This is a genomic window from Paenibacillus sp. FSL W7-1088 (assembly GCF_037969855.1).
Classification (GTDB): domain Bacteria; phylum Bacillota; class Bacilli; order Paenibacillales; family Paenibacillaceae; genus Paenibacillus.
The window spans coordinates 1932336-1956247 of record NZ_CP150216.1 but is presented as its reverse complement, the minus strand read 5'-3'; the positions used below and the strand labels follow the sequence as shown (position 1 = coordinate 1956247).

Below are 23912 nucleotides of genomic sequence, written 5' to 3'. Positions count from 1 at the left end.
TCCTGAACACAGATTTATCCTTTAACCGAGCCGATCAAGGCTCCTTTGGCAAAGTGTTTTTGAATAAACGGATACACAACTAGTACAGGCAGAATGGCTACAATGATCGCGGCCATCTTCAGCATTTCTGTCGGCGGGGTCTCCACCTGCTGTCCAGGTGCAACCAGATCGATATTGGAAGCATTCAGCAGCATGTTCTGCAGCAGTACTTGAATAGGCCATTTGGCAGAATCGTTCAGGTACAACAACGCCGCGAAGAATTGATTCCAGTAGCCTACTGCGAAAAATAAACCAAATGCAGCCAATGCCGGCATAGACAGCGGCAGTACAATCGTGTACCAGGTTCGGATGGCACTACAGCCGTCAATGGACGCCGCTTCGCTGATCTCTGCCGGCAGGCTGTCGAAGAAATTTTTCATCAACAATACCGTCCAGCCATTGGCGAGCGCAGGCAAAATCAGCGCCCAGATGTTATTGATTAGCCCCAGCTCCCGTACCAGCAAATAATTCGGAATGATGCCCGGGCTAAACAAGATGGTTAGTACAATCAGGAACATCAATATTGTTCTGAATTGAAACCGCTTCTGGGACAGCGCATAAGCCAGAGAAGACGATACAGCCAGGCTGCACACCGTGCCCACGGTTGCCAGAAATGCACTGTTTCCCAGCGAGCGTGCAAAGGCAGGCGTCGATAACAAATACGTATACGCTTCGACAGACCAGTGTTCGGGGAAGAGTACGATTTTCTTTTGCAAATACTCTCCTGGATCGGTGAACGAAACGACAAAAACATAATACAGCGGGAAGAACATGACTACTGCCAACAATCCAAGAACAACAGCATTCAGGGACTGCCCAACTCTCTCACTCCATTTCAAACGATGCATTCGAAACCTCCTTCCCCTGAAACATTGTCTGACCCGAAAACGGGTACCGAAACTAGTAAACACCTTCCTGTCCCATGCGTTTTACCAGACGGTTTGCAACCACAACCAGTACCAGTCCGATCACCGATTTGAACAGTCCAACCGCTGTACTATAGCTGAAATCTCCCTGCTCGATCCCTGTTCGGTATACATAGGTGTCGAATACTTCAGCCACTTCGGATACAGCACCGTTGTACATAAGGAATATTTGCTCAAATCCAACCTCCATGATGTCTCCCAATCTTAAAATCAGGAGCACGATGATGACACTACGGATGGCAGGCAGTGTAATGTGCCAGATCTGACGCAGCCGCCCTGCCCCATCCATTCGAGCCGCCTCATATAGTTGGGTGTCCACACTCGCCATGGCTGCCAGAAACACAATCGTTCCCCATCCAGCTTCCTTCCACATCGCTTGCAAGGTCACCATCACCCAGAAGCTGTCCGGGTTCGTCAATATATCTACCCGCTGCCAGCCCCATAAGGTGAACAGTTCGTTAATCAGTCCCGTTCCTTTGGCGAACAAGAGCAGTGTCAGCCCCGCGATGATGACCCAGGACAGAAAATGTGGCATGTAGATAATCGTTTGAATTAGTCTCTTGTACGCCACACTTTTCAGTTCGTTAAGTCCCAAAGAGATCAGAATCGGAAAAGGAAAGAACAGAATCAGATTCAACAGACTAATCGCCAGTGTGTTTCGGAACAGCAAAGCAAAATCCGGATTGGCAAAGAGTTCAGTAAAGTGCAGCAGCCCGACCCACTCACTGCCCTGAATGCCACGAAAAGGGGAATAATCCTGAAAAGCAATGATGATGCCCCACATCGGGATATATTTGAAAACAAGAAAGAACAGGATACCTGGCAATGCCAGCAAGTATAACGACTGGTCACGCCGGAGCGAGGACAGCAAGTTTAACCATTTGCTCCTAGCTGAAGTCTGCTTCCCCTTTACCGTGTTCATTCGTTGTCCATGGCTGCTCATGGTTTGCAGCTCCTTCCCTCAGATTCAATGTCCGTTTCGTTTCTTATAAGCCTCTGTCATCTCATCACTCATCGCTTGAACATTCGGGTCATTTCGCAGCGACTCCACAAAGGTATCCCAAGCTTCAATCGGCTCTCGGCCTAATATAATCTTCGCTTTCAAGTCCTGAATCTTCTTGTTGAGTTCAGGCAGAACCTTCTGTCCGGTCTCCGATTGAAGGCCAGCAGATAGATCAGCTACACTAGTTTTGTCCCGTTCGGCCTCCACTTTCTTGAACAGCTCATTCGCCTGTGTTTCTTCATCCGTTTCGCCTGTCGTATCCCACGGCAGATCAATAACGTTGACGATATGATTGAAATCCGAGGCGTTGTCCGCAGTCAATTTTTCGTTATTCGCTACCTTTTTGCCATCCACCACTTCATAATGTGTGCCTTCAATCCCGAACTGCTGAATTTCAAATACTTCGGGGTTCATCCAGCTATCCACCAGCTTCAGAATACGTTTCATCTTCTCTTCCGGAACACTCGCAGGGATCGCCAGAATTCCGTTGTATCCAGCCCCCTTTGGGTTGTATCCATTCAGATTGGTCAGAGGGTAAAAGTCGGTATATTTGAAAGAAGGATCAACCTTCTTCAAGTCATCCGCATAGATTTTGCGCATCGTTCCTGTCTTGTCCACAATAATGCCTGCCTGATTACGCTTGAACAACTCCCTTGCCTGCGTCAGCTTGAGCGAAAGCAGATCTTCCGGCATCATGCCGCTGCTGTAAGCTTTGGTCAGATATTGAAGGGATTCTCTGACCTCAGGCAGTAACTCCCTGTAGATCAGCTCCCCTTGCGATTCATCCCATTTCCAACTGCTGTTGATTCCAATAAATGAACTTTCAATGGCGCCCAGTACAGGGCCGAGGTTGCCACCCCAACCAAGATCATCCGGACTGATATAAGCGGCAAGTCCCGTCGTATCTTGGGCTCCATTCCCATCCGGGTCCTGCTCCACAAAAGCCTTCATCACTTCGAACAGCTCATCCGTGGTCTCCGGCACCTGCAAATTCAATTTGTCAAGCCAATCCTTGCGGATGATGAAAAAGGAGTCTCCGGTTACCGGGCGGGGGCGGGGAATACCATAATTGTTGCCATCCGCTGCCTTGGTTGTTTCCCAGGCAATGTCGGGAATGCCATTGCTCAGATTGGGATAATCCTTGATATAAGGCGTGACATCCCAGAAAGCCCCCTGCTTGACCATCTTGGTAAACGTGCTTCCGAACGGGTCATTAATCATAATCAAATCCGGAATATCCCCGGAAGCGAGTGTCAGATTCAGCTTGTCACCATAAATATTGTTGGAAACCCACTGGATGTTCATTTTGGAATTCGTCGCCTTTTCGATTGCACGCTTGATGACATTATCATCCGCCGCAGGAACCGGACTTGGCGTAATCGTCATGATACTGACTTCCAATGGATCATCCGCATTACCATTACTTCCGTTCGCCTGTTCTTCTTCTTTATTTCCGCATGCACTGAGTACAACAGATACAACCAACACAATCGATATGATCCAGGCTAAACTACGGGTGTTTCGTTTCCCCACTTTTTGCATGAGCTTTCCCATCCTCCTTAGTCTCTTAAACCTATCGTATTAATCGGATTAACACTTAAAAAAAGGGGCTTCTACAGGCCAATGAAGAATATTCTTCGGCACTGGTCAAAGCTTTCACTCACTATATCGAACACCCGTATTTCCTGCAATTGCACTTTTTTGCACCTGTTAAAATCGGCATAAATAGCCCCTAAACCCTTTCGTCTCAGCGATATGGTCTGATAATTCTCTCGCTCCACACCTGTACTTCGATATAACGCTCCGGTCCGAGATCACCCTGTTGATTCCATTCCTGAGGCCAGCCATAGGTTTGAATAATGTCCAGTATTTCATTTTTCGTGAAGACCTGCTTACGGTAGGGTTTATCGTCCAAATAACGCATCGTTGGAAACAAATCGCCGTAGGTAAAACTTACGGAATCATCAGGCAGATTCTCCCATGAGATCGTGACCCAATCCGGTTCGGTATACCATGATTCCAACCACGTACATGCACTCAGGGTCATATAGTGAGGAAAACGGTTGGTCGGTTTCCCACCTTTGGCGATAAACTGCTCGTACGCTTTCCGCTCAAGTTCTCTGCGAATCATTATGTAATCAGCTGATCGCTGACTGGCAAAATTCCGGCCTTCCTGCCGGATATGCTGCGCAACGGCTTCTGCATCCTGCTCGGACAGACTAGAGAGATTGCGGAATGGTCCCACACTTTTTTCAAAATAATGATACGCGTTCAGGTCTGTCATTCGAAGCTCGCCTCTTTTTCATGTTGAATTAAGCTTACATTTCTGCCTGATAGCTGAATGAAAAAAGGAGCAGCCTGCAACCTTCAGACTGCCCCCTGTTTTGTAAAGTGGGATTTATATCAAAAGGTAGGAGCAGGTAATTCATCAATTTTTATACGAAGTAAACTATACGGTTTTTGTCGCAGGTCTCTTCCATAATGAAATCTCGCCTGCCTATGTAATTGGTTCACAATTACATATAAGTATTGATCCGGACCAATAGAAAAAGTATCCGGCCATAAAATTCTCGGATCATGAGCGATGGTTTCCATGATTCCATTCGGCAATATTTTTCGAATACTATCGTTTTCATAATCTCCAGCATAAACGTTTCCTTGTGCATCCGTTATCATTCCATCAGACGCACCTTTTTCTCCCCAATACTGCACAAGATCACGTAAATTGAAATCCGGTATCGTTCTGTCTCTTAAGGCTTCTGTTGAGATCGAGTATAGATGACGACTGGTTAATGGACAATAGAATAACACTTTTCCATCAGGGGAAATGGCTATACCATCAGAGGCCAATCGAAAGGGAGATGTCGATCCATCCGTGTTTCGATTCATCAAAATTTTACCTTCCACTTTCGGTAAAAAATATGGATCGGGTGAAGTTGAATCTGCTCCATCTAACCGTCTGTATGCATTTCCGTTTTCTAAATTCACGACGATAATAGCGCCTGGACCATTGGAAGAAGAATCGGTTATATATGCATAACCCGCTTTACCTACACGAAAATCAAATCGGACATCATTCAGATACGTTGTCGGCAAGACTACATCTTCTCCAAATGTATATACATTTCTTATTGTATTTGTTTTTAAATCTACAGCAACTAATTTTGCCCCTCCTTTCACAGGCTCAGAAAAGTTTGGTGCAGCCGTATCCAATACCCACAGGGTTCCCCTCCCATCTGCAACTACACTTTGGACACTGATGAAGGACATAGTGATATTCAAAGGGTTTATCAAATTCGTTTCTAAATTTGGATAAGGCTGCACCCGACCCTCAACAATTTCCGCTACCGTAAATCTTACGTCATCTCCCCATTTCGGAAAGCAAATGAAGATGCGCCCGGTTTCTGACACACTAACACCTGTAGGCATAGCCCCATAAAATGAATAAACGAGTTCTAACTTACCGAAATATTCTTCCATTGGCAACATAGGTTTTATGATATCCTCCCCAAACATATTTGAATAGATATACCTATAATATGTTCAAGACATCTTCTAATACCTGGCTCTTAATCATTCTTTTTCTATCCGAAATATCTCAAAAAAAAACAAAGAAGCTTCGGCGCTAACCGAAGCTTCTAACGGTGAGTCTCCGTGTCTATGGCAAATATGTTCTTACAAGCGTCAACACAGGTCATATCCGAAAAAGAAAGCCAATCTCTGCCAAACAAACTGTTTATTGTTGGTCCGGCAGATGTAATGCATTGGCTGAAGTTATCGCTTGATCTAAAAACTCTTCTGCTCGGGTCAATTGCTGCCGGGCCTTCTCCAACGCTTGTGAATTGGTTGCCGCATTAGATTCACTTATGGAGCTTATTGCCTGATTTAAAGCCGTCTGCACCTCAGAAACCGCGTTAGATGCATGCTGCTCCAGCGTATTACCACTCGAGTTAAGTGCACCTTCTGCCGGTTTTCTTGCATTTTCGGTGGCTAGATCAATTTTGTTTTTATTGGGCACCGTAAGTCCTCCTTCCATGAGTAAGATCATTCATTTAAACAGAAATAAGTATGGGATTGAGATTTTGTTTATATCCCTGCGACGGTATGGGAATATTCGGATCTTACCTCTCCGGCGATCCATATTAGTATAAGATCCGATGCATTGGAAAATCTAACGTTGTTGAAAAAGGAGGTGATCATTTCTTAATGACTAATCCAACGCTAGCGCCGCACGAATCGATGGAACTGCATGAAGCGTTAAACTTCAAAACGCTCTGCCTCGCTAAGTCGAAACTTATGCAAGGCCTGGTCTTTGACCAAGAGCTAAAAGCCTTAATGCAGAAAGACGTAATTCAATCCATACAACAGATCGCCGAGCTGCAAGCAATCTACGCAAGAGCTCCTTTTCAAGCGCCTGTTCCGAATAGTCCGACACCTATAACACATTAAGGGGAACTCAGATGAATACCGATTATTTAGACCCGATTAATTCATTGAATATGCCGGAAATGGCAGATATGACTTTTGCCATGGACTTCCTTCTTCGTGCCAAGGAGGGTGTACGTAATTTGTCCATCGCCCTGACGGAAACGGCTTCACCGGATGTAAGAGCCTTGCTGCATACTCAACTTAAGCAGGGGATTGCAATGCACCAAGAAATCACGGAGCTCATGATTCGCAAAAAATGGTTTCATCCTTATGAGCTGAACGAACAGTACCAACTCGATCAGCTTTCGGCGAAAAATACGGTGATGATCGGGCAGATGAATCTGTTCCCGGATGATACGTCGCGTAAAGGGATGTTTGATCGGACCCCAGATGAGCATATTGGAGGACATAAAGCATGAAGGCGGTAACGTATCAAGGGATTAAAAATGTCGTGGTCAAAGAGGTGCCTGATGCGAAGATTGTGAAACCGGACGATATGATCGTAAAGATCACCAGTACCGCCATTTGCGGTTCTGACCTACACCTTATTCACGGGATGATCCCTAACCTTCAGGAGAACTATGTCATCGGACATGAGCCGATGGGGATCGTAGAAGAAGTAGGTCCTGGCGTGACAAAGGTAAAAAAAGGCGACCGTGTGATCATTCCGTTTAACATCGCATGCGGAGAATGCTTTTTTTGCAAAAATCAGCTGGAAAGCCAATGTGACAATTCAAACGAACACGGGGATATGGGCGCATATTTCGGCTACTCCGGAACGACCGGCGGATATCCTGGCGGGCAAGCCGAGTATTTACGGGTCCCGTTTGCTAATTTTACCCACTTTAAGATTCCTGAAAACTGCGAACAACCGGACGAAAAGCTAAGCTTGATCGCTGATGCCATGACCACGGCATTCTGGAGCGTAGATAATGCCGGCGTAAAAAATGGAGATACGGTCATCGTGCTCGGATGCGGCCCGGTCGGACTCCTGGCCCAGAAATTCTGCTGGCTGAAAGGAGCTAAGCGTGTTATAGCCGTCGACTATGTCGATTACCGCTTGCAGCATGCGAAGCGAACGAACCATGTGGAAACCGTAAACTTCGAACAGGATAAGAATATTGGGAACACTCTCAAGGAAATGACCAAAGGCGGCGCCGATGTTGTCATTGATGCAGTAGGAATGGACGGCAAGATGAGCGATCTTGAATATTTAGCAAGCGGTTTGAAACTGCAAGGCGGAACCATGAGCGCATTTATCATTGCATCTCAGGCGGTCCGCAAAGGCGGCACCATCCAAGTCACTGGGGTATACGGCGGACGTTATAACGGATTCCCGCTCGGCGACATCATGCAGCGAAACGTGAATATCCGTTCCGGACAAGCTCCGGTCATTCACTATATGCCATATATGTACGAGTTGGTTACGTCTGGCAAAGTGGACCCTGGCGACATCGTTACACACGTCATTCCCCTCAGCGAGGCCAAACGGGGCTACGAGGTGTTCGATACGAAAACGGACGATTGCATTAAAGTCATCTTAAAGCCTTGAATATGGATAAATACATGGGAGGACAATCCGAATGAATTCCAATTACGCTTTGCATGAGATGCTTGAGGTTCATGAAATGGCTGCGTTCAAGACGGTTTGCATGACGAAATCAAAGACCATGCAATCACTGGTAACCGACCCGGAGCTTTTGCAAATTTTGCAACAAGAAGTGAAATTATCACAACAGCAGCTTCAGGAGCTTGGTGGAGTGCTGACTAAAGCGACTTTATAGGAGATAAAAAATGAACCCAATATTAGAACACATGACAGGGCTTCATATGCTGACTGATGACGTCATCGCAATGGATTTTTTGATGAATGCCAAGAGCGGAGTCAGAAACTACGCCATGGCCGTGACCGAATGTGCCACACCTGAAATCAAGCAAATTTTGATGAAACAGCTCGATGAGGCCATAGACTCTTATGAAAAGATATCCACTTACATGATGCAGCATGGCTTATACCATCCGCACCATATTCCAGAGCAAATCCAGCTCGATCTGAAAAACATTCAGACCGCTATGAACCTTCCGTCCTGACGCGTTCTTGCCCCGGCAACATGCTTAAAAACATAATGGTTCAGGATTGTTTTTGATTTTAGCCGAAGACTTCAGAGAACAAAATATTTTTGTGTCAAATAATCCAACAAAGAAATAAGGGCGGATACAACTCCGCTCTTATTTCAGTTGCGTTACGAACTCACATTTATTCCTTAGATTTTAAATAAAGCCAAAATTCATTCAATCATACCTTTGCGCTAAAATCCCCGTCGACTTAACGTAAAGACAAGATTAATTAGTCTAGTCTTTTTCGCCCATGACTGCTGTTGTTTTTTCTATAGACAATCCAACTAATGTCATGTTTCACGAATTCTGACGGTTGTATATTTTAACTGCTTGGATTGGCCTATTTAGCCTATTGCCCTTCTTGTATTTCGTATTAAGTAAGCATCGAGTATAATTAATCCATGTATTACCATTTATGATTTTTGAAAAACACACTGTAAGTGTGAAGAGGAAGAATTACATGGTTAGCTGAGATATTAAAGGAGGGCTTTATTATGTTAGGCATCAAAGTACAGCAAGTAGAGAATCAACTCATCATCCGTTGGCAGCTTTCCAAAATAGAAATTCCCATCTCAGATATTAAAGCAGTTACCCTTGATGATACATATGGTGGAAGTGAGCCTTCAGCCGTTCGAATCGGCGCAGCGTATGGCGCTTCCGAAACAATCCTAATGCGAACAACCAATCAATCCTACATCTTGTTTACTTCCAATGAGGCTTTATTTCCAAAAATCAGTGCCATGCTTTCCAATAATGCAGGTTAGCTCTTTATTCAGACCTCATTCCTCCACAAGAAAGACGTCTCATATAAAAGGTGCTATCTCCATAGGGCTTCGCATATCGGTAACCGTGGCCGCACGGCTGGTGAGCGAAATTCGTCAAACTTGCAACGTGCTAACGAATCTAGCGCACCTTAAACGTCCGATTCTCAAGGCATGCCAATTTTAACGAACTTCAGTGACGTTATTTCGGTACAAACACAGCGTCAAAGCCTAAAAAGCGACGCAATACATAAAATAACGTCTCTGGGATTCGTTACATCTTAGAACGGTGCAAATGAGAGCAAATAACGTCTGTCAGGTTCGTTAGGCCAAATCAACGCGAACAAGAGGCGTCCACCGTCATGGTTCATGACTTATGGAACAGCCCCCTTTTTTTCACGTCAGTAGAAGTTCAGACAATAGCCCTCCCTATCTCCAACTCCACTTCGGTAATTGATCCAGCGTAATGATTTCTTCGCTATTATATACTTCCTTCAAATACGCCACGGTATTATGATTGCCACCCTTTAGGAATTCTCCTGTCCAGGTACAGAACCAGCTCCAATATACACCTTGCTCTTTCATTTGCTTTGGATCAGGAATGGAGCCGTTCTCGGCTAAGGCTATGATTTTGCTGTCATTCACCAGTTCACGCAGATTCTCATAACGTTTAGCTAATGGGCTGTGATCGCCTGCTTCTGGATACACATCCACACTCACAATATCCACCACATCGTCACCCGGATACCACTCCGGCTTTTCCGAGTTCCACACCCAGATCAGATTACCCAGCTCATACTTGTTGACCAATTGATCATACAGCAGGCGATATAACTGTTTGGCAGGTTCAGGTCCCTGGGCTCCCCACCAGAACCAGCCTCCCTCTGCTTCATGAAGCGGCCGGAATAACACAGGCACCCCAGCATCCTTAAGTTCTTGCAGCTGTAATGCAATGGCATCGATATCCCGGATCAATAAGGTATACTCTTGCGATTCAGAATGAGCCAATGCTGAAGCGAGATCATAGGTGGTTGCATCCGTATAGAAACCGCGCCACCATTCCTTGCCTGGTTCATCCACCAGATGAGTAGGTGCATTCCAATGCCAACACAGAGTCACAATTCCGCCTTGCTGGTGCCATGCAATCGCATCCCGAATCTCCTGGGAGATCGCGCCGCGTTCTGTCCTTGATGGAGAATAATCCATGAGATCGAATCCGATCACCGCCGGCTTGCGGCCTGTATTCTCATTAATCCAGTTCAGATTGCCGTAATCCTGCTGACCTGACAGTACCCCTTTTCCATAACGCTCCGCCAAGTACGTCATCAGTTCTCTAGCCTCGGAAGTCGAATCTTTATTCACTAAATTACCGCTTGTCTTTTGCTCCATCATTGAAAATCCCCCATTCCAAGGCAGGGTACATAGAGACCCCAATATCAAAAACACCCGAATTACGCATCTTATACGACTACGCCAAGCCCGGTTAACCAACTACACCTGAACGTTCGATACTCTCCACGAAATAGCGCTGTACAAACAAATACAAAATAATGAGCGGTGCAATCGCCAGCAGAATGCCTGTATCCACGATCATGGCAACATAATTCGGGTCTGCCTTCATGCCCGAGTTCGAGCCAAAACCCATCAATTGGGGAATTAACTGGTTCGCCTGGGCAGGCAATGAAGCTACCTTCAGCGAGATAAGCGGGCTTTCACTCATGAATAGCGCGGAATAGAACGTATCGTTGTACTGCCAGACAAACGAGAACAGAATAACCGTGATCAGCGGTGAAATGGCGTTGGGCAGCATAATTCGGGCAAATGTCCGAAATCCGCCTGCTCCATCAATCAGTGCAGCTTCTTCAATTTCCTTGGGCATACCCTTGAAGAACTGGCGGAAAATATAAATGAACAGCCCTGCCTTCAGCCCACCAGCCGTAGCTGCAGTAATCATGGACGGCCAGTATGTATTCAGCAGGTTGATCCCCTCTCGTCCCGTGAACAGATGAACCATTCCGAGGAAGTCAAAGTTGCGGAAATGCAGATACATCGGCACCATCAGGGTGCTTGTTGGCACCAAAATAGTGAGGATGACCAATACAAACAGCACATTGCTGCCGGGAAAAGAAAAACGGGCGAAGCCGTACCCGGCTAATGCACAGGATATCGCTGTGAGCAGCGTTGTAATCGTGACGAATAACAGCGTATTTGCCAGCAAAGGCAAATAATCCATCACCTGCGCCGCAAGCTTGATATTATCCAGCGTAAAATGCTGGGGAATCATATAGATGGTCGGATTATAGATATCCTGTTTATCCTTGAACGCAACCGAGATTTTAAGAAACAACGGATACAAAATAATAAATGAAATACCAATAATCAATGCATATCTGAAGATGGAATACAGGAGGTCCGATGTCTTGTTTCGTACCCTCTGCATGCGGTAGTTCTCTTTCGGAACCACCACCATGCGATCCGTTCCCGACACAGCCATAGTCTCATGCCTCCTTCAACGTTCGTTAGCTTTCAGTTGTAATGAACCCGTCGTGAAAGTACCCATCCGACAACAACCAATACCAGGCCGATGACCAGCGTGTACAGCCAGGACATGGCCGAGCTCAGACCGAAGTTCTGGGTTTTAAACGCCGTCTGGTAAATGGCCTCCGTCACCGGGCTGCCTGCAAAGGAATCAATGATCGTATAGATGACATTCGTCAGGATCAATGGACTCACCATCGGAAACGTAATTTTCCAGAAGGATTCATAAGCCGTTGCGCCTTCAATTTTGGCCACTTCATACATGGAGCCGGGTACCGATTGCAGCGCAGCGAGGAAGATCAGAATCTGTACGCCAGAGTTGCTGACAATATCGTAGATGCGCATGATGGCTTCAACGATGTAATCGACATATGCCATGGGCAGCCCTACATCATTCAGCATTCGCACGATTGAAACGACGTTGAACGAAGCTCCCCCCTCGGTAGACGATTCAATCGCACTGGCGTCCCCCATCAGGTTGATCAGACCTGCGGACTCAGCCGCTGCCACCGCACTGGAGGCCAGAATGACCGGCAGGAAGAAAATCGCACGTGCCATCGTTCTGCCCTTGAATTTCTGGTTAAGCAGTGTCGCCGTAAATAAACTGAAGAACAGAATCATCGGCACATTCAGCAGCATCGCTCCGACCGAATCCACCAGAATCCGGTTAAATGTGGCATCGACCAGAAGGGCATCCTTGAAATTTTTCAGCCCGACAAAATCCAGTACATATCCTCCTGGGGCAACCGACAGATTGCTCAAACTGAACCGGATCGATTGCAGCAGCGGCGTAGCGAACAGGAAGATGAAACCCATCAGCCATGGGGAAATAAATGCAAGTCCAAGCAGCGCTCTCCGTGATTTCAGCGATAAACGAAGGGTCCTCATCGGTTCACTCCTTCCACTGCATAGTCCGCCCCGCCAACGGTAATGCCATCAATTGTTACCGGATCAGCCGTGTAATTCACCAAAATCGTTGCACCGCCTCTATATGTGACACGTACCACGCCATCCTGAACTCGTTCATGCTCGGTTATTGGCTGGTTCCGCAAATGACCTAATACGTCATTCGCTTCCTTGTATAATGCAGCCGCCTCATCTACCCAATAGGCAAATTCAGTGGCATAAGCCGAATCATAATTGGTCAGCTTCAGCTTGGACGATGGTTCATATGTCCATTGAAATTGCGGAGCGGAGCCCAACTCCAGACTGCGAAGCAGCTGTTTGCGCAGATCCTGATCCCCCGACGTATTCATTGCGGAAGCAGCGTAGTCCATATATCCATGAATGACCATTTCATAAAAAGGAACTTCCTCATCGGTAATGTTGAACCGGCTGGAGCCTGAGGGAGCATTAACAATATGCTGCGTATATCCCCACGCATAAGCATTAGCGGATGACAACATCATGTTCGGATATTCCTGCTGCAGCTTGCCCAGCTGTTCCTTCACGATGTTCTTCGCGGTTTCTCGGTGGATGACACGACGATCCCGATAATCCGAGCTCAATACCTGCCCGAGATCACGCAGCGATAATGCGCTGAGTTCCAGTTTGTTGATTTTCCCGGCAAACTCGCTCACCACATACGGCAGCTTGGCGGCCGACAACAGATAATAACTGTCTTTGCTCTGATCCATCCGGTTGAGGGCAGGACTGTATGGATACAGTTCAGCTGTCTCCTTGGTGACAAAACGCGCTGCATCGGAGGAGGGAGCAAAGTTCCAATCGTCGTGGTAAACTCGCTGGAACGCCACATCAGGGAATAACGCTCCACCGGACTGCTTCAGTTGTTCAGACAGATCATGCAACTCGGAACGACTGCCCACTTCACTGTCCAGCTTGACCTGGGTAGGTGTATGGTGACTGAAACCCCCGCCAAACCATCCCTGATACCGCATCTGCACGCGGTTCACACCTTCCTGCTGTAACTTGGAGGCCATCTCAGCCGCTTGTTCATATGTCGTCATAGCCAATGTGGTCCGATAAGGTACACCCAGGAATGAAGCTTTTTTGTCCACTGCACCCAACACATCCACGTAAAAAGGTAAGACCGACTCGTCTTCCAGCGGTTTCAGTACATTCTGCTCCACCAATTGCTGCTGATACAAGCGGGCCATCCCGGAATAGCTGGCATCCTTACCATTAAGGAAATGGTATCGCACCTGAATATCCCCGCGGAATGGTTCCTCGCTTAATAGCTGAATCTCCTGCATCTTTTGCGAGGTATACATCTCCAGCTCATCCTCACCCCGCAGGGAGAACGTGCCGTAGACGTGGTTGTAGCTATTTTGCCTGCCTCCAATATCCGCTGAGATACTGGCCATGCCATCCCCTTTTTCAATCACAGCAAACCAGGCATGTTCACCGTTCTTCAAACCAAAGACAGGCATATGCACAGATTCACTGACCTGCGGGCGACTAAGGGAATTGTCATTCGGATCTGCACCGTACACACGCTGTACGTACTGCTCCTCTTTGACCTTTCCATTATTCAGATGGATCAGACTGCCTGAACCGTCAGGGACAAACATATAACCTTCACCTTTCGTATCCGCGGCACCAAAATAAGCGAGCAGATCGATATTACGAATGCGGTATGGACCGCTCTCTTTCACCTGACTTAGCGGCACGGTTACCACCAGCGAACCTTGATCCAGCCGATATTCCACCGGAATGACGAAGCTTGGTTTATCCGATGTGCCCCCGCCTTCGACTCCATTCTCCGCATTGTCAAAAGCAAGATCGTCAGCGGTGTACCCCGCCGTCTCAAAGGCATCCAGCATCTTGTTCAGCACAAGCTGCTTGGATATCTGTCCATCCAACCGTTCCAGCACATCCGGATTGCTCTTGGTTGGATAGTAGCGGGCAGATGTATATCTTGCGACTGTGGCATCCAGTTTCGAAAGAACCTTCTCCTCCAGACGCTGTTTGCTGATCAGTTTAGGCAGGGCATCAATGCCGAGCGAGGTATCCCCAAGCGTATATGTAACGCGAATGCCCTGATCCACATTGGCAGCTGCAAACTGTTTGTTGCTGATACTGGAGCTAAAGTTCGGAAAGTTCTCCAGCGTACCGATCGCATCCCGGAATGACACGTTCAGCTGGGAGGACAGCACTTCCTTTTCATAAGCAGAAGCCAGGCCATCCTGATTACGTTCGTTCGGATTGCTGTACCAGATCTGTCCACTCGATCCATCACGAACGGCAATTTCCGTCGTTTCCTCGTTGTAATACAGCGCCAGTCCCTGGTCTTCGACGACCAGTCGCATACCCGGCACCCCCTCTGAAGAATCGGTAAGGAATTGCAATGATTCCGTCTCGGTTGGCACACCCTCTGATGCTGCTTCAAGATAAGCCGTTACCTCCACGGCAGGTACTCCCCTGTTATTGATATACAGCAGTCCAGCCGCGATCAGGATCACAGCAGCACTACTGGCCAGCACCGTATATATTCGTTGCCTTTTGTTCACGGATGCCGCCTCCTTTAGGTCCGAAAAATCAACTCGCTGTAGATGTTGTAACCGAATTCATATAACTGCTGCAACATGCTGAACACCAATGCGCCGAGGAACACGATGATGCCCATGACAATTACCGTCAGCAGCATCGTCAGGATCGTTTTGATCACGGTGTACTGGTGTACCGTCATCGTGCCAATGAAGAGCAGCAGCACGAACCAGAAGAACGCGATGCTATTAAACAAATAATAAAAAGCCGTCTCTTCCTGTACCATAAACCGGCTGATGATAATCATCGGGACATAGATCAAAATAATCGGAATAAGCGAGTATCCTGTTGCCAGAAAAATCTCCCTGAACTTTCCTTCACCTTCCATCAGGGTGGTTACCGCCCAATTGGCTATGCACCAAAGAAAGAACGGTACTGCAACCGTTGCGATCTCCCCTATGCTGTTGATTGTGCGAGGATCGATGTAATTCACAAGAAACCCCGCGTATTGTTTTTGCAAAATCATCATGATAATGGTAAGCGCCAGTGCTCCAAAAGCAACGGTCAACCTGCCCCGCTGATCCGACTTGAGATCCCAGAATGCATCAATGGGGTGAAAAATGAGATGCAGCGGAATCTTAATGTAATCCTGCTTCACGGTCAATCTGCCTCCTCCGTCTCCATTTAACCGCCACTCGGACCAGGATCAGCATGAAAATCAGTGCGATGGCAAGTGTCAGAAAGGTGCCGAAATGTTCCTTCATCATCTCTCGCCGATATCTTTTGAACGCGACAGAATAACTTTTGCGATCCATTCCCAGCTCGAAGTAACCCAGAGCTTCCTCGTTTTTCTTCTCCATCAGCAAGGACTTGCCGATACCGATATAGGCGATATCATAGTTGGCGTTCAGCTTCAGCACTTCTTTCCAGATATGAACCGCCTCCGTATCCTCACCCTGATAATGAAGGGCAACCGCCTCATTCACGCTGGCTCCAAACCGTGTTGGCTCATAGATAACCAGATTGCTTTTCCCCCGATCCAGTACCAATTGATGATCCCCGGATTGTTCCATGGCGACTGGTGTTTTGAGCGTTCCCACCTGATTTCCTTTGCCTCCATATACGTAGAGCAGATGACCTTCATCATCGTAAGTAAACACCCGGTTCTGCGTCGCATCCAGCACACTGTACATACCGTTGCCCAGCACCTTCACATCAATCAGCTTGGACGGACCCGGGTTATTGCGGAATCTGATATCTCCTTTGACTTCAAAATAACCAAATCTCTTCAGCACATCCTCGCCGGATGGATTGAGACGTTTAATCGGTTCGCTGGAACCCGGGTCGATATTGGTCGCATATACGAACCCTTTGGAGTCAATATCGACATTGGAAAACTCGGTTGGTACAAACAAAACCATCTGCGCCCGCTGGGCTTTGGTTGAGAGCATCCGCCAAATGTATTCGCCGTAGTCGCGTTCCACCTTGTTCGTACCGACGTATCCGATGAATTGACCGTGCTCGTCAAATTGCATAATGCCTTCATAGACACCCTGAGCCACCACATACACCCGACCTACCCGATCCACAGTCAATTTCAGCGGTTGGAACTGAAAATGGGTCGCGAGGATATCAGACTCCGGCTTCGTAATGGTATGGACCAGCTGACCTTCCGCATCCAGGACAACTACGCGGCTGTTCCCCGTATCTGCGATGTATACTCGATCCTCTTCATCCACGAATAATCCACCTGGCGTATTAAAACTCTCCTTGCTGCCGTCTCTCATAAATCCTTCGATTACCCGCAACAGCTTATACTGCGCGTCAAGGACAACAATTCGGCTGTTGCCACTGTCCAAAATATAAATCTGCCCGGAGGGAGAGACGTTTACATCACCGGGGTCTTTGAATTCGCCAATGCCCAGGTCGCTGCCCGAAATGGTTTGCTTGGGCAGATAGGCATCCGGTGACGGAACGGCCTCTTTCCAGTAGTTGTAGTTATAACTCTCATACGGCGCCGGGGAGGCCGCCGCAGGTACGGCATTCACCAGCAGCAGCGATACTGCCGCCAGGAGAACAAGCCATCTTTTCACTGTGCGTGCCATATCGTTCCCCCTTATTCCTTCATGCCCGAACTCGCCATCGTCTCAATGATGCGGCTCTGGGAGAAAATGAATAGCGTAATGGGCACACTCATCAAAATAAGTGCTACCGCAGCACCTGCCCCAGCCCGGGATATCCCGCCCTGAATGATCTGACCCGCCGCATAGTGCAAGGTCTTGAGCTGTTCACTGTAAATGTATCCATTGCCATCACTGCCCCACAGCATCTGGAACAGCAGAATGATCAATGTGAGCCAAGCTGGCTTTACATTGGGCATGACAATGGACCAGAAAATCCGGTATTCACTGGCACCGTCCATTTTGGCCGCTTCCAGCAACGCATCCGGGATCTGCTCCATGAACTGCTTCATCAGATACAAACCCAATGAATAAGCAAATGCAGGAATAATGACGGCCCAATACGTATCAATCCAGCCCAGCCATGACATGATCATATAATTGGGGATGGCCGTCACGGCAGGCGTGAACATCAGGGAAAGCACAACAACCTGGAACATGAACACTTTGCCCGGAAATTTGTGCTTGGCGAGTGGGTACGCCGCTGCCGATGCGAGCAGCACATGGCCCACGATGCCAATGCCTGTAATAAATACCGTGTTGAATATATATCGTGAGAACGGAACCCACGAATCACTCAGCAGATTCAGCAGATCCGTGAAATTGCTGAACGTTGGATTTTTGACAAATAGCGTTGGTGGAAATGTAAAAATCTCATCCAGCGGTTTGAACGCATTATTAATCGCATAGATCAGCGGCAGCACCATGAAAGCACCAAATACGAGTAGAAGGGCAAACAGGGAGATGCTTCCCGATAAGGAGCGGTTCACCCGCTTTTTGCCTGTCGCAATTGCAGCCATAGCTATTCTCCCACCCTTCGAAGCAGTTTCTGTACCAGCAGGTTGGTGCCCACCATAATCATGAACAATACGGTTGCAATTGCCGAGGCGTATCCCATCTCAAACCGCGTTGTACCAAAGTCGATCAAATGGGTCACCACCGTCTCCGCCGCATAGTTCACGCTTGGGAACCCCGCCAGCGCAATAGATACATCGGCCACGGCGAATGAGGTCGTAAGTTGAATGACCGCACCGAACATCAATTGCGGACGCATCGAAGGCAGGGTAATATACCAGAGCTCCTGCCAGCGATTTTTGATCCCGTCTACCGCCCCAGCTTCATATAACGTACGGTCTACGGTCTGCAAACCGGCGATAAACGCCAGAAAGCCTGTGCCAAGACTGAGCCACAATTGCACCAGTATGAGGATTGGCATAATGTAGGCTTCCGTTTTCAACCACTGGATTGGCTCCAGCAGAAATCCCCATTTGATCAGCAATCCATTGGCTATACCGTAGCGATCCCCCGAGAAAATCATCAGCCAGATGAAATAGACATTCCCCGAAATGGATGGCGCATAGAAAATCAGCGTCATGAACGCTCTCCATTTGGGCGTTAATTCATTAATGATCCACGCAAATACGAAACAGGCAATATAACTTATGGGTCCGGTAATAATGGCAAACAGCAACGTATTTTTGATGGCAATCAGAAATACGTCATCCTCCAGAAACAAACGGGTATAGTTCTGCCAGCCAATAAAACGCGGAAACTCCAGCATGTTGAAATAGGTGAAGCTGAGTATGATGGAGATGACCACCGGAATCACAGTGAACATGATGAACAGGATCATATAAGGAGCTAGCAGTACATAGGAATGTTTGCTGGCCTTCATTTCCTTGAGCTTCCAGGACCACCAAGATTTCATGCCCATGCCTGGTGTTTTCTCAGGAGGACTGTTTTGTCCGTCTCGGAGTGATATTTGTGACACTGTTAACCCTCCCTCTGCTTACGGAAGACCAAATTCATTACGCTTGACTCGAATCTCGTCCTGAATATACTGGGTGTAATCCATGATGGATTCCCTGGCTTCCACTTGGCCAACAACCGTCTTGTAAAATGCATTGAACAGATGGCGTCCGGTAAAATAACCACCAGGCACTTCGGGAATTCCCTTTACCGTCTCGAATTGTGCTTTCAAATTCGCATAATCCTCAGCTGGCCACGGAAGTGAATCAAGTGCCTTGATGTTAGCCGTCGGATAACGCGCAGCCGCACCCATTAACCCTTCCATCTCGCGGCCAAATTCAGCCTGCACCGGTGTACTGGTCCACCATTTCATGAACTCCCACGCGGCCTCCTGATCCTTGGTGCTCTCCAGCATCATGACCGCGCTGCCGCCACCCGGAACGTCGCGATTCACTGTTCCATCCGGCTGCACCGTCCCCGGAACCGGAACAAATCCCCATAGTCCACGGATCTCCGGTGCAAATACGGACAGCTGGTTATACATCGTGTAATCCGTCAGACCAATCGGCATCTGTCCGGTCCGGAAACGGTTGGCAAAGTCATACTCCCGCTCCAGCTTGTAATCGGTATAAAACTCTGTCCACTTCTTAAAGGTCTCAATGCCGATGCGCGAATCCAGATCCGATTCCTTGCCGTCATTCCGATAGAAGGAGCCTCCGTTCTGGAGCAGCATCGTGGCATACTGCGAGTTAGGCGGGATATTGACCCCCTGCATGTTGGCCTGGGCCACCACCGGCATGCCAAATTCCATATGATTTTTACTCAGAATCGCCAGCAGGCTCTCGACATCATCCCACGTTTGAGGAACCTCAAGCCCCAGCTCTGCAAGCACATCTTTTCGATAAAACAACATATTAAAGGTCTGTGTCTCCGGCAGGGCGTACACGCCTGAATCATAGGCGTACGGTACGATGGCACTGTCTCTAAACTCCTGTTCCACCGTGGTATAGTCACTAAACTGGGTGAGATCGACCGCCGAGTTCCGCATCGCAAAGTTCACCGGCAGATCATTGCCGATCTGCATCGCTACATCCGGTCCTTCACCCGATAAAGTGGCTGGCAGCAGCGTACCCATGTTAACCAGCTTCAAATTGACGTTGATGCCACTCTCCGGTGTGAATGTCTCATCAATCATCGCTTTCATTGTGTTCGCCTGATCACGACCACTGCCGATCCAGACCGTAACCGTGCGCTGATCCTTCGATGTGGCTACGTTCCCGATCTGGTTATAATCAATGAAGAACGAATGATAGAATGTCTTCGCTTCATGACCAAGCTTCGCCAGCGGCCCCATACCCGTTCCGGGAATACTGCTGTCTAATGAAGCAACATAGAGTGCATCAATTTCAAGCGGTTGCTCGCGAGCCTGCTGTACCCAAGTTCCCAGCCCGCCTGTGTTCGTTTTGTATGCAGCAAGTCTTCTTGGAATGGTATCCGGCTTGTCGATCATCTCATCCAGCTGTTGGGCCATCGTTTTGATCAACGCTTCCTGATCGCTGAACTGGCCTGACAGAAGACGAAGTTGTCCTGCAACTTCCTTCAGACGTTTGCTTTCTCCGCTAAACACCTCCAACAGATTCGGGATCTGCTTCTCCACCCGATAATCCCGGAATTCATCCGGCTTGGTGCCTGTAATCATTAGAATTCTCCGGTACATGGAGTTCAGGTTGTACAGGCTGTCCTCCACATTGCGAATAAGTGGGGCGAAATCGCCCAGGCTGTTCTCCAGCCGAATGACATGTTTGCCTTGATCCAGCTGAAACTTGTAAGCTTCCTCACCGCCCAGCACATCAATGCGATAGTCGCTTTGGTAACGGAACGGAGCCTTTGTCATCTCCGCAAACGGAATCTCGCCATCGATGGTCAGCTTGCGTGTGGAATAGATGCCTTTGACAAAATTTTGCTGAGCGGTAAAACCGATATGATAAAGTCCACTTTCCGGCACATCCACTTCCCATTCGATCCACTGTCCTGGCAAACGCCAGTTAAAGCCACCAATCGTATTTATACGCACCTGGGAAGCGCTGTACGGAGATACAGCTGAACTTGATCTTTCACTGGTTGGATATAACGTAGGTGAAGATTTGGCAACAGCCGCTTCCCCTTCAATTCGGATGAGCACATCCTTAGGCTGACTGGAAGAATCCGTCTGCTTGGCCCCTGCGGTTTCTGCATAAGGAACGGCTGGCTTCTCATTGAATAGCCGTAGAGATCGAATGACCATGGGTTCGCGAGAGGATTTTAGCGTTAACATGTGCTTCCCCTTTTCCAGATAGAACTTGAATGGAGCCTGTTCGTACCCGTCCGAGTCCTGAAATGTTTCTTCCATCCAACGCGGCTTCTCCACTTGTTTTGGGCGAAGATCATTACCCTGATTATCCTGTTCAACAGCTTGTTTCTCATTGCCCCATACCCGGTCAAACTGCAAATAGGCGGCTTCCGCAAACGGAAGTTCACCGTCAATGTACAATGCACGCTCAATGGCCGAACTCTTGCCTTCTACGGGAAAATAGACAGCAGAGAGGTTGTACAGTCCGGTTTCCGGTACGTCAACTACCCAGTCGATCTCACCTGTCTCCCCGGTATAAAGGGATACACCCGGCCTGCCCTCATAATCCTTCAGCTTGCGTACCTCTTCACCCTCTGCCCGTATGTAGTCTCCTGCTTCGATGGTCATATCCACATCCGGTCTTGAGGCCTCGCCTGCCTGGGACAGATATTGTTCATATCCGTTCTTCTGCCTCGTCTGCTGCAAGATAGCATCCACCTCGATGGCAGGCAAACTGCCAGAAGGCATAACTGCACTCTTTACACCTGCACCGGAAGTAAGCAAAAGTATGACGCAGGCTGCCGCCGCTGCAATGACTATGGGCAGAACCCATTTCTTTCGTTGAAGAATTCCAGCCATCCTACGAGCCCTCCTCATCAAGGCTGATGCCAGCAATACTTAATTGGATACAGGAAAGAGGTACCCGTGCGCGAGCCCGGACACGAGGCACCCCTGCCTGAATCAAGCTGGTATTATGGTTTGCCAAGTTTGTCGACTGCCGCTTGTGCCTGCGCTTTATACTTCTCAGCCGTTGCTGTAACGGAAGCATTGTTTTTGATAATGTCGTTCACATAGTCACCGATTGGATAACCCGCGTAGGCGTCATCCAGCAGGATGCGGCCCGTTCCCGCGATATGCTCGCGAATCATGGCGATATCCTTCTCGTCGGTATAGCGGCTTTCCAGGTAATCCTGACCTGGATACTCTTCGATTTGCGGAATGTCGAAGGTTTCTTCATAGATTTGGTATACGATTTTGGGATCTTCCACCCCTTTGGGAATGAATTTTGCTGAGGCAGCGTTGTTGGCGTATGTTACATCCTTGTTGCCCTGAGGGCCGTTCGGAATGGGTACGACTCCAGCAGCAAAGGTGATATCGCCCAACTGCCATTCTGCAGCAGTGAACAAGGCCACATCTCCATCCTTGAATGTGTTGCTTTCCTCCCAGTTCGTTTTGTCGCCTGTTTTGACTTTCACGACATTCTCCACGTTATACAGGCGTTTGACGAATTCGGCAGCTTCAATCGTTTTCGGATCGGACAATCCTTCTTTTGAATGTTCGTCATCTACAATTGTGCCGCCATTGGCCGCAGTAAAGTGACGAAGCACGTCAATCGCCCAGCCGGAGAACCCGTATACGTCAATTTTTCCGTCGTTATCCGTATCTTTGGTCGCCTGTTTCGCCAGCTCCATGAATTTATCCCAATTCCATTCGCCTTTGTTATAAAGCTCCTGAGGATCAGGTAACGAAAGCTTCTTGAACAAGTCACGGTTATAGTGAAGTCCCAGACCGATGCTGGTTGGAGAATCAAATGCGTAGTAGTTGCCTGCGATGGCAGGGTATTTCGCGATCAGGTTTGCCTCTTGGTTGATGTTATTCTCAGCTGTGGTGAATTCGGAGATCGGAAGCAGTTGCCCTTTGAGGATGGCGGGTAATGCGGATTTGTACTCCATCTGAACGATGTCTGCGAACGGTTCGCCAGCCAGCGCTGTCGTTGTAAATTTGTTCATGTATTCTTCGAATGGTACATTCACGAACTCGATTTTTACGTTGTATTTCTTCTCAACTTCAGCGATTTTATCCAGTCTCGCCTTATCCGATGCGGTCTCCCCCGCTGGCTTCAGATCCCACCAGGCCGCAACCTTGATGACACGTCCACCCAAATCAGGTGCATCGACTGCCACTTCTTCTGTTCCGCCTTCTTTGTCTGTCTCGACGGTTCCCGTGCTATTACCCGAATTCGTTGGTGCATCAGCAGGCGGCTGGGCCGTTCCCCCACCACTGCAAGCGGATACAAAAAGCATTACGGCCAATAACACGAGCGGCAAAACGTTCCATTTTCTAGTCACGATTTTAACAACCTCCCCGAATGTGTATACAAATCATGATCCGGCATAACTCCCTGACTCCCATTTCCCCTAATGAAATTAGATTACCACCACCATTTGTTATTTTAACGTTTGGTTTTGACAAACAAAATTTAACATAGCAAAATGTAAGCGTCAACATTTTTATTGTTAACATTTTCTATTTATTCTGATAAAATGCTGTTATACCGCTTTAAATCCTTATATTACAGCATATTATCCATATACCTTTCTGAGTACCATCCTA

The 23912-nt window shown here is 47.9% G+C and carries 22 protein-coding genes; 6 read left to right on the top strand and 16 right to left on the bottom strand.

Annotation, left to right across the window (positions count from 1 at the left end):
• Window positions 1-14: 14 nt before the first annotated feature.
• The 6 genes from MKY42_RS09070 to MKY42_RS09045 form a co-directional block, all read right to left on the bottom strand.
• The gene (locus MKY42_RS09070) at window positions 15-887 is read right to left on the bottom strand and encodes a carbohydrate ABC transporter permease (RefSeq protein ID WP_090895012.1); all 873 of its coding nucleotides are present in this window, start codon (window positions 885-887) and stop codon (window positions 15-17) included.
• A gap of 52 nt (window positions 888-939) precedes the next feature.
• Window positions 940-1887, bottom strand: coding sequence for a sugar ABC transporter permease (locus MKY42_RS09065; protein WP_090902016.1), 948 nt, complete (start codon window positions 1885-1887; stop codon window positions 940-942).
• Between the two features lie 45 nt (window positions 1888-1932).
• Window positions 1933-3510, bottom strand: coding sequence for an extracellular solute-binding protein (locus MKY42_RS09060; protein ID WP_339850540.1), 1578 nt, complete (start codon window positions 3508-3510; stop codon window positions 1933-1935).
• A gap of 205 nt (window positions 3511-3715) precedes the next feature.
• Window positions 3716-4252 (bottom strand): hypothetical protein, encoded by a 537-nt coding sequence (locus tag MKY42_RS09055; RefSeq protein ID WP_090895008.1) that lies wholly within the window; start codon window positions 4250-4252, stop codon window positions 3716-3718.
• Window positions 4253-4371: 119 nt separating this feature from the next.
• Entirely contained in the window at window positions 4372-5484 is a 1113-nt protein-coding gene (locus MKY42_RS09050; RefSeq protein WP_177185650.1) for an L-dopachrome tautomerase-related protein, read from the bottom strand.
• A gap of 220 nt (window positions 5485-5704) precedes the next feature.
• Window positions 5705-5986 carry a hypothetical protein gene (locus tag MKY42_RS09045; RefSeq protein WP_090895006.1) on the bottom strand — a complete coding sequence of 94 codons (282 nt, stop codon included), beginning with the start codon at window positions 5984-5986 and terminating at the stop codon, window positions 5705-5707.
• A gap of 188 nt (window positions 5987-6174) precedes the next feature.
• Between MKY42_RS09045 and MKY42_RS09040 the strand changes: the two genes are divergently transcribed.
• From MKY42_RS09040 to MKY42_RS09015, 6 genes are all read left to right on the top strand, one after another.
• Window positions 6175-6417: a spore gernimation protein GerQ gene (locus MKY42_RS09040; protein ID WP_090895004.1), complete on the top strand. Its 243-nt coding sequence runs from the start codon at window positions 6175-6177 to the stop codon at window positions 6415-6417.
• 11 nt (window positions 6418-6428) lie between these two features.
• On the top strand, window positions 6429-6815 hold the full coding sequence (locus MKY42_RS09035; protein WP_339850535.1) for a spore coat protein: 387 nt from the start codon (window positions 6429-6431) through the stop codon (window positions 6813-6815).
• Entirely contained in the window at window positions 6812-7948 is a 1137-nt protein-coding gene (locus tag MKY42_RS09030) for a zinc-dependent alcohol dehydrogenase (protein WP_090894998.1), read from the top strand. Before MKY42_RS09035 ends, MKY42_RS09030 begins: the two co-directional genes overlap by 4 nt.
• A gap of 31 nt (window positions 7949-7979) precedes the next feature.
• On the top strand, window positions 7980-8180 hold the full coding sequence (locus MKY42_RS09025) for a hypothetical protein (RefSeq protein WP_090894995.1): 201 nt from the start codon (window positions 7980-7982) through the stop codon (window positions 8178-8180).
• Between the two features lie 10 nt (window positions 8181-8190).
• The gene (locus MKY42_RS09020) at window positions 8191-8487 is read left to right on the top strand and encodes a spore coat protein (protein ID WP_090894993.1); all 297 of its coding nucleotides are present in this window, start codon (window positions 8191-8193) and stop codon (window positions 8485-8487) included.
• Window positions 8488-9008: 521 nt separating this feature from the next.
• Window positions 9009-9278 (top strand): hypothetical protein, encoded by a 270-nt coding sequence (locus tag MKY42_RS09015; RefSeq protein ID WP_090894991.1) that lies wholly within the window; start codon window positions 9009-9011, stop codon window positions 9276-9278.
• A gap of 426 nt (window positions 9279-9704) precedes the next feature.
• Here the strand turns inward: MKY42_RS09015 and MKY42_RS09010 are convergent, their stop codons facing one another.
• The 10 genes from MKY42_RS09010 to MKY42_RS08965 all read right to left on the bottom strand — a co-directional run bounded on the left by MKY42_RS09010 (window position 9705) and on the right by MKY42_RS08965 (window position 23647).
• Window positions 9705-10667, bottom strand: coding sequence for a glycosyl hydrolase (locus MKY42_RS09010; RefSeq protein WP_339850533.1), 963 nt, complete (start codon window positions 10665-10667; stop codon window positions 9705-9707).
• Window positions 10668-10758: 91 nt separating this feature from the next.
• The gene (locus MKY42_RS09005; RefSeq protein ID WP_339850531.1) at window positions 10759-11769 is read right to left on the bottom strand and encodes a carbohydrate ABC transporter permease; all 1011 of its coding nucleotides are present in this window, start codon (window positions 11767-11769) and stop codon (window positions 10759-10761) included.
• 32 nt (window positions 11770-11801) lie between these two features.
• Window positions 11802-12701 (bottom strand): sugar ABC transporter permease, encoded by a 900-nt coding sequence (locus tag MKY42_RS09000; RefSeq protein ID WP_339850528.1) that lies wholly within the window; start codon window positions 12699-12701, stop codon window positions 11802-11804.
• A complete protein-coding gene (locus tag MKY42_RS08995) occupies window positions 12698-15283 on the bottom strand; it encodes a DUF5696 domain-containing protein (protein ID WP_339850526.1) in 2586 nt (861 codons plus the stop codon). Before MKY42_RS08995 ends, MKY42_RS09000 begins: the two co-directional genes overlap by 4 nt.
• 14 nt (window positions 15284-15297) lie before the next feature.
• Window positions 15298-15918 (bottom strand): YIP1 family protein, encoded by a 621-nt coding sequence (locus MKY42_RS08990; RefSeq protein WP_339850524.1) that lies wholly within the window; start codon window positions 15916-15918, stop codon window positions 15298-15300.
• Window positions 15899-17365, bottom strand: a complete 1467-nt coding sequence (locus MKY42_RS08985; RefSeq protein WP_339850522.1) for an NHL repeat-containing protein — start codon at window positions 17363-17365, stop codon at window positions 15899-15901. The genes MKY42_RS08990 and MKY42_RS08985 overlap by 20 nt, the downstream gene beginning before the upstream one ends.
• A gap of 11 nt (window positions 17366-17376) precedes the next feature.
• Window positions 17377-18240: a carbohydrate ABC transporter permease gene (locus tag MKY42_RS08980; protein ID WP_062320346.1), complete on the bottom strand. Its 864-nt coding sequence runs from the start codon at window positions 18238-18240 to the stop codon at window positions 17377-17379.
• 2 nt (window positions 18241-18242) lie between these two features.
• Window positions 18243-19154 (bottom strand): sugar ABC transporter permease, encoded by a 912-nt coding sequence (locus MKY42_RS08975; protein WP_064641001.1) that lies wholly within the window; start codon window positions 19152-19154, stop codon window positions 18243-18245.
• 75 nt (window positions 19155-19229) lie between these two features.
• The gene (locus MKY42_RS08970; protein WP_339850517.1) at window positions 19230-22157 is read right to left on the bottom strand and encodes an extracellular solute-binding protein; all 2928 of its coding nucleotides are present in this window, start codon (window positions 22155-22157) and stop codon (window positions 19230-19232) included.
• A gap of 113 nt (window positions 22158-22270) precedes the next feature.
• Complete coding sequence (locus MKY42_RS08965) at window positions 22271-23647, bottom strand: extracellular solute-binding protein (protein WP_339850515.1); 1377 nt, start codon at window positions 23645-23647, stop codon at window positions 22271-22273.
• Window positions 23648-23912: the final 265 nt, after the last annotated feature.